The following is a 10400-nucleotide window of genomic DNA, read 5'->3' as shown; positions in this document are numbered from 1 at the left end:
CGGCCAAGCAGCAACAAGCCATTCTCGACGTCTCGCTGGACCAGGCCAAGCTCGAAGCCATGCCGGTGCACGAGTACGTCGATCTGTATGTGATTTAAGCGTACCGCTGCACGGTTGCGCGGCCGGTCAGGCGCCGCAGCCATAGCAACTGCCATCAGGAGGCCGTCGCACCCGAACCGGGGTCGACGGCCTCCGGCGCTTCCACCCTCGTCAACGGCAGCGTAATCAACAGGGCGAAGCCCTGCCCCGGCTCCGTCTCGACTTCGATCCTGCCGCCGAGCCGCGCCGCGCGCTCACGCATGCCAAGCAAACCGAACGAATTACGCCCAGGTCGCACGCCGTGCGGCACGCCGCGCCCATTGTCGGTAATCCTGATCACGCAATGCGGTGCCGAGCGCCGAATCTCGACGCTCGCTTCGGTGGCGCCCGAATGGCGGGCGATGTTGGTCAGCGCTTCCTGCACCATGCGGAAGACTTCGGTGCCGCTGTCACGGTTGAAGTCGACCTCGTTGATGTCGAGCTGCGCGCGCACCTGCACACGATGGCGCGTCGAGAATTGCTGCACGAGCCAGTCGATCGCGGGAATCGGGCCGAGGTCGTCGAGCATGACGGGCCGCAAATCGGCCGCGATGCGTCGCACCGAGGCGACGAGCTGATCGATCAGTCCGTACACGCGCGACAGCGTCGTCCCGTCGCCGTGGCGAGGCGCGCCGTCCAACGTGTCCTCGAATTGCCCCATCTCGATCTTCAACGCCGTCAGCAGCTGCCCCAAGTCGTCGTGCAGCTCGCGGGAGATGCGTATCTTCTCCTCTTCGCGGATGTGCTGAATGTTGGCCGACAGCCGTTGCAGCTCTTCGCGCGACGCGCGCAGCGCCTCCTCGTCACGCTTGCGGTCGGTGACGTCCATGATCCAGCCGACCATCCGATAAGGGATCCCCGCCTCATCCCACTGCGCCTGCCCACGCGACTGGATCCAGCGGAATTCGCCCGATTTGGCGCGCACGCGATATTCGACGTCATACGGCCTCTTGTGCTCGAGGTGAGCGTTGAGCCGCGCGGCCACCCTCTCGAAGTCGTCGGGATGAATGACGCCTTGCAGCGCCTGCTCCTCGTTCGGCAGCTCGGCGTCGTGGTATCCCATGATCTCCTTGAAGTGCGGCGACAGATACATTCGCCCTGTACGCGGATTCCAGTCCCATAGCCCCGCCGTCGCGCCGCTCACAGCCAATTGAAAGCGCTCTTCGCTGGCGGCGAGCGCTCCGGCGACACGGTGACGCTCGATGGCATAGCGTGTCGCGCGACTCAGAAGCCAGGGATGGATATCGCGCTTGAGCAGATAGTCCTGCGCGCCCTCCTGGATCGCGACCAGCCCGACCGAGATGTCGTCGAGCCCCGTCAGCACGAGCACCGGCAAGTCGGGCAAGCGCCGCCGAAAAGTACGAAATGTATCGATACCCTGCGCATCGGGCAGCCCGAGATCGAGCAGCACCACGTCGAAGCGCCTCTTCTGCGCGTGCCCGATGGCTTGCTCGAGCGTATCAGTGCACACGAGGCTGTGCTCGAACTCCGAGACGTCGGCCAGCGCTTCGCTGAGCAGCAGGGCGTCGGTCGGACTATCCTCGACGAGCAGGATGTGGATGACGGAAGGAGTGCTCAACGCGGGGCGACCGGTGGTAGCGTGACTACGCCGAACCAGAACTCGTTGATGCTGTGCACGACGTCGATGAACTTGTTGAAGTCCACCGGCTTCGTGACATAGCAATTGGCGTGGAGTCCGTACGATCTCGCGACGTCCTCCTCCGATTTCGACGTGGTCAGGATCACGACAGGAATGTTCATGAACTCGGGATCGCTCTTCAGGTCGCGCAGCACCTCTCGTCCGCTCTTGCGCGGCAGGTTCAGATCGAGAATGATGAGGCCCGGTCGGGACGCATCCGCGTACTTGCCTTCGCGCTTGAGGTATGTCATCGCCTCGACCCCGTCCTCGACGATGTCGAGCGGGTTCGCCACCTTGTACTGCTCCATCGCCTCAAGCGTCAGCATGACGTCGGTCGGGCTGTCTTCGACGAGAAGAATGTGGATCAGACTGCCGGATGCGTCGCGTAGCATGCGCGTCTCCTTGAGCGAAATCATGAGCCACCTTCATGTCGCGCTGTCACGCAGCGTGAAGAAGAACGTGGTGCCCTCGTTGGGGGTCGATTCGACCCAGATGCGGCCGCCATGGTGCTCGACGATGCGCTTGCAAAGCGCGAGCCCGAGCCCCGTGCCCGGATATTCGCGGCGCGTGTGCAGGCGCTGGAAGATCAGGAAGATTCGGTCGAAGTACTGGGCGTCGATGCCGATGCCGCTGTCCTTGATCGAGAATTGCCACTCGTCGGCGAGCGCCGTCACGCCGACATGAACCCGTAGCGGTCGGTCTTGGCTGCGAAACTTGATCGCATTGCCGAGCAGGTTCTGAAACAGCAGCGTCAGCTGCGTCGGTATCGCCCGGACGATCGGCATGGCGTCGTGCGTGATGTGGGCGTGCGATTCGTCGATCACGGCGGTCAGGTTCCTGAGCGCGAGCGTCAGCACCTCGCCGCTGTCGATGTTCTGCTGCGGATCTTCGAGCCGGCCCACCCGCGAATAGCTGAGCAGATCGTCGATGAGTGCCTGCATGCGCGTCGCCCCATCCACGGCGTGCCCGATGAATTCGTCGGCACGCGCATCGAGCTGGCCCTGATAGCGACGCTGCAGCAATTGCAGCGGGCCAGCCACGGCGCGTAGCGGCTCCTGCAAATCGTGCGAGGCGACGTAGGCGAATTGCTCGAGATCCTGATTGGAGCGTGCAAGCTCCTCGCTGCGTTGGCGCAGTTCGAGCTCGGCGCGCTTGCGCTCGGTGACGTCGGCAATCGCGCTGAGCACGAATACGCCCTCGGCGGTCTCGATCGGATTGAGCCCGATCTCGATCGGAAATTCGGTGCCGTCGCGCCGAATGCCGAACAGGTCGCGCCCCACGCCCATCGGCCGCGCGGCCGGCGCGTGCAGGAATGCGTCGCGATGGGCGACGTGCTTGGCACGAAAGCGAAGCGGAACCAGCATTTCAACGGGTTGACCGAGCAGCTCATCGCGCTTGTAGCCGAACAATCGTTCGGTCTGCGAATTGATGAGCTCGATCGTTCCGCGCGCATCCACCATCACCATCGCGTTCGGTGAGGCCTCGACTGCAAGCCTGAAACGCTCTTCGGCGCGCTCTCGCTCCAACACGTCGTGCAGCACGATGACCGCGCCTAGCAACGTACCCGCTACATCGAACGTCGGCGCACTGCTCGCATCGATGTGCGCCTCGCCGTCATCGCGCGCGATCAGAAGCGGCTCGCCAGGCGGCCCCGCAACGCGGCGCCGCTCGCGCATCGCCACGAGCGCGGGGTTCTCGACGACTTCCTTGTCGGGCCCGCGCCGGAACGTCAGCACGCTCTCGATGTGCTGCCCGATCACGGCGGCTTGGCGCCACCCCGTGAGCGCTTCGGCCACCCGGTTGAAGAACGTCACACGGCCGTCGACATCGACGGCAATCACGCCGTCGCCGATCCCCGAGAGCGTCACGTCGAGCATCTCCTTCTGCTCGGCCAGCTCGGCAACGGCCACGCCTTCGAGGCGCAGCAAACGGCTCGCCAGATAGACAAAGGACAGGCACACGAGCAACGTCAAGGCGCCCGACGCGAACCCCATCGTGATGGCCGTATCGCGGGTGTTGCTCGCGTGCGCCTGACGCAGGGTCGTCTGCTCGCGCACGGTCGCCTCCATGTCCTCGACGATCGCGCGCGCCCGGTCCATGAACTGCCTACCGGTGTCGTTCTGCACGATGGCCTGCGCGGCCTCGAAGCCCTGCGTCTGCCGTACGGCGATGACCGAAGCCAGTTCGACCTGCTTGCGATCTAGCAACCCATGCAGTTGCGTGAGACGCTGCTTCTGCACCGGGTCTTGCAGCAACGTGGCAAGGCTGTCGAATTGCTGACGAAGCTGCGGCAGCGCCTTGAGGTACGGCTCGAGATACTCGACGCGCCCGGTGATGACGTAACCGCGCTGGCCCGTCTCGGCATCGCGTGCTAGTTCCAAGAGCCGCTCGAGACCCAGATGGACCTCGTTCGCACGCTCGACCTCAGCTTCGCTCTCGTAAAGGCGGATCGTGCCCAATGCGCCGATAGCGACGGTCGCGAGTATCAATACGCCGCCGGCCAACAGGCCGACCATGATCCAGCGCGACGTTGTAGCCCCGAACCGCTTGACGGCACTCGCCATGAGCTCCCCTTTACGTCGTTTGTCGGGCCGCATGCGGTGACGCGGCCCCCGCCTTCGGCCTCGTCACTAGGGTCATATTCGATGCTAGGCGGACAATCCGGCAGGCAGTACTGACATATTTGACAGGGTATGAATCGCATTGCAAAGGCAATTATCGAGCATCGCCGAAAAACATCGAATTACGCATGCATTTAACTAGCTCATCCACCCTGTCATTTCAGCCAGGCGGTCATTTTAACGATTTTGGCTCACTCGGATAAAAAAATTCGAAATGCAGCACCAGACAAAATCAGACTGGTCTGTCCATATCATCGAGCAATTGACTTTGCAGAAATTAGATATAAATTCTTACTGCATCCAGCACCCTGACTTATGCAAAAGAAATTTCACGTTTTCGGATGCCCAGTTACAAGAGAGGAAGTCGATAAGGAGCGCATGCTTCGGCGGAGCCTGTTGCATTGAATATTTGCGATCGTGCAGCTCGTTGCCGGGTGTGACGCAGTCATGCAATTCCATTCAAGGAGAAAGTCATGGCGGAAGAAGTCCTCGTACCTAGCCACATCGGCCACTTCCATATCACCGGCGGCCAGATCAATTGGCCTCCCGCAGCCGGAATCGGCCCTGTGATGCCGAGTCGGACGCTCAACGTCACGCTTCACGTGCAACCCGGAAGCAGCAACGTAACCGGCAACGGCACCTTGAGCGTGACATACCCCGGTAAGCCCGTGCAATACATCCGCACGCATTTCCACGGGACGGTGCACGTGCTCGGCTACGGCGTCGGCAAGGCATTTCAAATCTTCTCATTGCAGGGCGCGCCCGTTCACCCGATGCCTGGGGCGCCGTTCGTGTCGCATCTCGTCATCGATCTCAAGAATATTTGGGGCAGAGAAGGCACGGCCACCTACACCTACGAGATCGGCGGTGTAGAGCCGATCAGCGGCGTCATCATCAAGGACGCTGATGTCTCGGCTCGCTGGTTGGTGAAGGAAGGGATCCCGGTCCTGGAAGACTGAGTACCGATGTCGAGTGATCGTGCCCCGGGGATCAGCCCCGGGGAGGGTTGCGTGTTGCCGTGACGCTATTTTGACCCGCCTGACATTCAGGCACGTATTGATCGACAACATCGGCTTCGGGGAAGCCGAATTACAACAACGACGAGACGATTCCACCTATCAGCGTGAATGGTTCAGATCGACCTTTATCTGACGCATGCTCTCGATACGCAAAATCAGGTGCCACACTTTTTTTGGGGGCAACCCCAGCAAAAGGAGGAGACGTCGACAACAAAATAATTCCATATCAAATACTTCAATCGCCGATGCATTACCTATGCTGACGACGCCGCCAAGCTAATTGACGCGCGCCGAAGCCACATGCCGTTTTCAACCCTTATTTCCAGAACGAGATCGAGGTGACAGCCATGGCAACTCCCAAGAATTTCCTTGACTTGCAGAACGGCTTTTATAACGCCCTCGCACAAGGGCTCGGCTACTCGAATCAAGATCCCTTCCAAGTGATTCAACCGTCGCCCCCGCTCGCCAGCGGGGCGGATGCGGACGCCCTGCTCTGGGCCTATCTGAACAATATTCCGGTTGCATCGCTGACGCAGAACACGGTGTTCTCGGGAGGCAATCAATTCCTCGCCAACTATCAAGGGGTCATGTCGGCATTGCAAGCCGCGCCAAACCAGTTCAAGTCGACGATCGGACAGAATTGCTACAACGATTACGTGGCCGCCCGAAAGGCCAAAGAAGTCGGGCCCACGCCAGCTGAATTCCGGGATTGGGCGATGCTCTGCGACCCGTGTTCGGCCGTTGCGACGTCGGGGGCTTCGGCGCTCGCACGCGCTATGCTTGATCCGGTCTTCGCGGCGCAAAACAACGTCTTGCCCTACAAGCCGGCCGGCACCGAGCCTGTCGACTTCATGCCCGGCTATCAGAAGATGCTCACCTTGCTGAAGGCTGCCCCGAGCCGCTCCTTCAGCGTCAGCGCAAACAGTTGGCAATCCGATGTCTCGCGGACCTGGACTCAAGGCTCGAACTCCGGCTTCTTCGGGCTCTGGGGGGGCAGCAGCTCCGAGTCTACGCTGAGCCAGAAATTCGCTTCCAGCGGCGTGGGGTTGCAAGCCTCGTTCGAGAACGTACTGCCGTTCAACGCGACACCTGGCAACTGGTACAGCTCGGCCGCGTTTGGCATGGCGTTCAACAATCCGAACAAGAAGCCGTGGGATCCCGAGGCCGCCATCAATTGGGAAACGACGTTCGGCAAGTCGGGCAACTTGCAACGGTTTGCGACGAGTCTTTTGATCGCGAACAAGATGGCGATCACCGTGCAGTCGGCGGCCACCTATAACGAGCAGGAGCAACAGGAGATCAGAAACAATTCGGGCGCCGGTATGTGGCCGTTCTATTCCACCAGCAGCTCGAGCGGTTCGAGCACCAGCGTGGCATTCAATACCTCTGGGAATATGGTCGTCCAGATCACGAGCAAGCCCGATGTGCCCGTCGTCATCGGGTGCATCGTCCTGTCGGCTGCTCAGTACCTCGGCCACGAAGCCGAGGTGTCGAAGTACTTCTTGACGCAGTTCTATGGTTAAGGCCAGCTGACTGACGCATTGCCTTCCGGCGCCGGATCGAACTCGATCCGGCGCTTTTTTTCAGCGCGATGAGGTGAACCATCATGACTTCGTTTGTCGAATTGCAGCAGCGCTTCATCACCACGGAATTCGGGGCACTGGGGATCGTCGCGAGCCACGCACAGGTGCTTCAGCCCGCCTCTGCCCTACCGACGGACGATGCGACGCTATGGTCGCTGTTCAATACCATTCCGTCCGACTCCACCCTCTTTTCGCCTGACGGCGACGAGACGTTTTTCGCCGCGTACTCCGCGCTGATCGACTCCCTGATCCCGGGAAGCGGTTTGCTCGATCCAATCGCCGTCGCCAAACGGAAACTCGAGGAGTGGGGACATGCGGACCCCGCCTGGAGTGTCGGCTACGCAGGCCTCATATCTCAATTGAACCTGGCACCGTCGAACGAGTTTCCGTTCAGCAATCCAGGTGGCCCAGCTTCGCCGTTCTGGGGCCTATGGGGTGGCAGCGCGCCCGCATCGGGGCAGAGCGTGGCGTTCGCCGCCGGCGACGTATCCGGGCAGTTCGCGTTCGCCAACGTGCTGCCATTCGCGCCGACGCCTTCGGACTGGTATGTGTCGTCCGCGCTTTCACTTGCGTATGCGAAGCACAGCGGTAAGCCGTGGAATCCGGATTCGCCAATCACGTGGGACAGCACATTTGGTCCCAGCGGCAACATGCAGCGGTTCGTGACAAGCCTGTATGTGGTTGCGGGCCTGAGCGCACAGTACGTCTCGAGCACGAAGTTCAGCAAGGCGGATCAGCAAGCGATTCAAGAGAACGCGGCCGACGGCATGTGGCCGTATTATCTGGGCCCGGGCGCCGCGGGGGCCACCACGAAGATTCAATTCGACGCGCAAGGAAAAATGAAGGTCGGCCTCACCACCGGCTCGGGACAGCCTGTCGTGATCGCAGCGTTGGTGCTGCCTGCCGCGCAGTATCTCGGCGGATAAGGCCGCTTTACGCTCCGATGAGTGGCACCGGCCGCGCCGCGAGGCCTACGGCCGGTAATCAGTCGGCCGCGCGCCCGTCCACTTTCTGAAAGCGCGGTGAAAGGCGCTCGGCTCGGCGAAGCCCACGGCCACGGCAATGTCGGCGATCGTGCGCTCGCCGGCCTGTAGTGCCGCGATGGCCATGTCACGCCGCAAGGCATCCTTGATCGACTGATACGTATAACCTTCGCGCTTGAGCCGCCTGCGCATCGTCGCCTCGGCGATGCGCAGCTCGGCCGCGAGGGCGTGGGCGCCGGGCCACTCGGCGATCGGGCGCGCGCGCAGCGCCCGCCGCACGCGAGCCGCCAGCGAGTCGGGATTCCGGTACTTGACGATGAAGCTGGCCGGCGCCTCGCGCAGGAATGCTTTCAGCGATTTGGCCGTCTGGATCACGGGCAGATCGAGAAACGCGGGGGCGAGATCGACGTACGACTCGCGTTCGCCGAAGCTCAGATCGTCGCAGAACATCAAGCGGTATTCATGGCCCGCGGCCGGTTCGGCGCACCGAAAGCGCGCCGACAGAATCGGAATGCGCCGTCCGACGAGCCAGCTGACGACGCCATACACGAGGATGAAATGCGTCGCATACGCGAACATGGCCTTTTCGCGCACACCCTCGCGCAAACCATAAGTCAGCCGCACGCGCTCGCCGGTCACGCTCGTGTCGACGATCATGTCGTCGAGCACGAGCCGCATGAAGCCCGTCGTGCGCGCGAGCGCCTGCGCCCCGTTGCGCGCCGTCAGCGCGGCTTGGCACATCGCGATGAAACTGCCGCTGCGCATCGGGTGCGAGTCCTGGCCGAAGAATTCGTCGTCCAGCCCGCGGCCAATCGCGTTCCATAGCGCGCCGTACTGCGCCGACGAGACGCGTGCGCTAGGCGAGGCGAGCAATTGCGGCGCAATGCCCGCTTGCTCGAGCATGGGCAGCGGATCAGCGCCACAGCGCTTCACGCAACGCACGGCCTCCTCGACGAGGCTGACGGCGATGGTCCCTTTTTCGCTATTCATCGATCACGGCATCGTTCGAACGCCAGCGCGCTTGCCTGCTCGCGCGGCGTACGGTGGTAAATACGCTCATGCAGATTGAGCGGCTTGAGCATCGAAAGCCGCCCTCGCCCTTCATACACTTCGACGCGTAAGGCGGCTGACGGCTTGCTGCCGCCCTGTGCCGCAGTGCAGCAAAGCTGCTGCCGTAGCAGAAGGCAGACGCACGCGCGCCGGGCAAAACGCGACAGTTTAAGGCGCGTGCCTGGCCGCCGCCAAGCGGGGACGTTTGCGCCGACGTCCCGCGCACCGCCCTCCTTCGAATGAGCCTGAAACGGAAAGGTCCCAAAGGTCCGCTGCAATGAACGAGTTCTACACCGACGAACAACGGATGATCCGCGATTGCGCCCGCGAGTTCGCCACCGAATGTCTCGCGCCGCATGCCGGCGAATGGGATCGCGAAGGCGCGCTGCCGCAGCACATCGTCGCGCAGATGGGCGAGCTCGGCCTGCTCGGCATGATCGTGCCGGCCGAGTTCGGCGGCACCTACACCGATTACATCGCCTACGCGTTGGCACTCGAAGAGATCGCTGCCGGTTGTGCCGCGTGCGCGACGATGATGAGCGTGCACAACTCGGTCGGCTGCGGGCCGATCCTCAACTACGGCACGCCCGAGCAACAGGCCCGTTGGCTGCACGATCTCGCGCTCGGCAAGACGATCGGTGCATTCTGTTTGACGGAACCGCAAGCGGGCTCGGAAGCGAACAATCTGAAGACACGCGCCGTGCTCGAAGATGGCCGCTGGATTCTGAACGGCAGCAAGCAATTCGTCACGAACGGCCGGCGTGCGGGCATGGCCATCGTCTTCGCGGTCACGGACCCCGAGCTCGGCAAGCGCGGCATCTCGGCCTTCATCGTGCCGACCGACACGCCGGGCTTCAACGTGGGCCGCCCCGAGAGCAAGCTCGGCATTCGCGCTTCCGATACGTGCCCGATCTCGCTCGAAAACTGCGCGATTCCTGAAGCGAACCTGCTCGGCGCGCGCGGCGAAGGACTCAAGATCGCACTGTCCAACCTCGAAGGCGGCCGCATCGGCATTGCCGCCCAGGCCGTGGGCATCGCGCGCGCCGCATTCGACGCCGCGCGCCGCTATGCCAGCGAACGCGTACAGTTCGGCAAGCCGATCAAGGAACACCAGGCCGTCTCGCACATGTTGGCCGACATGGCCACGCGCCTGAACGCCGCACGGCTGCTCGTGCACCACGCCGCACGCCTGCGCAGCGACGGCAAGCCTTGCCTGTCGGAAGCATCGCAGGCCAAGCTCTACGCGTCGGAGCTCGCCGAGGAAGTCTGCTCGAAGGCCATCCAGATTCACGGCGGCTACGGCTATCTCGAGGACTATCCGGTCGAGCGCCACTACCGCGACGCGCGCATTACGCAGATCTATGAAGGCACGAGCGAGGTTCAGCGGATGGTGATTGCGCGGCACCTCTAAGGCCGGCTATAAACGA

8 protein-coding genes are annotated in these 10400 nt (G+C 62.4%); 4 read left to right on the top strand and 4 right to left on the bottom strand.

Annotated elements, in window-relative coordinates:
• Window positions 1-154: 154 nt before the first annotated feature.
• The 3 genes from D7S89_RS24740 to D7S89_RS24730 are packed head-to-tail and all read right to left on the bottom strand — an operon-like array spanning window position 155 to window position 4281.
• Window positions 155-1657 carry a PAS domain-containing protein gene (locus tag D7S89_RS24740; RefSeq protein WP_121281507.1) on the bottom strand — a complete coding sequence of 501 codons (1503 nt, stop codon included), beginning with the start codon at window positions 1655-1657 and terminating at the stop codon, window positions 155-157.
• The gene (locus D7S89_RS24735; protein ID WP_121281520.1) at window positions 1654-2109 is read right to left on the bottom strand and encodes a response regulator; all 456 of its coding nucleotides are present in this window, start codon (window positions 2107-2109) and stop codon (window positions 1654-1656) included. Before D7S89_RS24735 ends, D7S89_RS24740 begins: the two co-directional genes overlap by 4 nt.
• A gap of 33 nt (window positions 2110-2142) precedes the next feature.
• Window positions 2143-4281 carry a sensor histidine kinase gene (locus D7S89_RS24730; RefSeq protein WP_121281506.1) on the bottom strand — a complete coding sequence of 713 codons (2139 nt, stop codon included), beginning with the start codon at window positions 4279-4281 and terminating at the stop codon, window positions 2143-2145.
• 530 nt (window positions 4282-4811) lie between these two features.
• Here D7S89_RS24730 and D7S89_RS24725 point away from each other — a divergent pair.
• From D7S89_RS24725 to D7S89_RS24715, 3 genes are all read left to right on the top strand, one after another.
• Window positions 4812-5297: a hypothetical protein gene (locus tag D7S89_RS24725; RefSeq protein ID WP_121281505.1), complete on the top strand. Its 486-nt coding sequence runs from the start codon at window positions 4812-4814 to the stop codon at window positions 5295-5297.
• 407 nt (window positions 5298-5704) lie between these two features.
• A complete protein-coding gene (locus D7S89_RS24720) occupies window positions 5705-6880 on the top strand; it encodes a hypothetical protein (protein ID WP_121281504.1) in 1176 nt (391 codons plus the stop codon).
• An 83-nt stretch (window positions 6881-6963) separates the two neighbouring features.
• The gene (locus D7S89_RS24715) at window positions 6964-7866 is read left to right on the top strand and encodes a hypothetical protein (RefSeq protein ID WP_121281503.1); all 903 of its coding nucleotides are present in this window, start codon (window positions 6964-6966) and stop codon (window positions 7864-7866) included.
• A 45-nt stretch (window positions 7867-7911) separates the two neighbouring features.
• On the opposite strand, the gene D7S89_RS24710 is transcribed toward D7S89_RS24715, so the two are convergent.
• On the bottom strand, window positions 7912-8913 hold the full coding sequence (locus D7S89_RS24710; RefSeq protein WP_121281502.1) for an AraC family transcriptional regulator: 1002 nt from the start codon (window positions 8911-8913) through the stop codon (window positions 7912-7914).
• Between the two features lie 337 nt (window positions 8914-9250).
• Between D7S89_RS24710 and D7S89_RS24705 the strand changes: the two genes are divergently transcribed.
• The gene (locus tag D7S89_RS24705) at window positions 9251-10384 is read left to right on the top strand and encodes an acyl-CoA dehydrogenase family protein (protein ID WP_121281501.1); all 1134 of its coding nucleotides are present in this window, start codon (window positions 9251-9253) and stop codon (window positions 10382-10384) included.
• Window positions 10385-10400 lie beyond the last annotated feature (16 nt).

The organism is Trinickia fusca, assembly GCF_003628145.1.
Lineage (GTDB): Bacteria > Pseudomonadota > Gammaproteobacteria > Burkholderiales > Burkholderiaceae > Trinickia > Trinickia fusca.
Note: the sequence above shows the minus strand (reverse complement) of the source record. Positions and strands in the feature narration are given on the sequence as shown.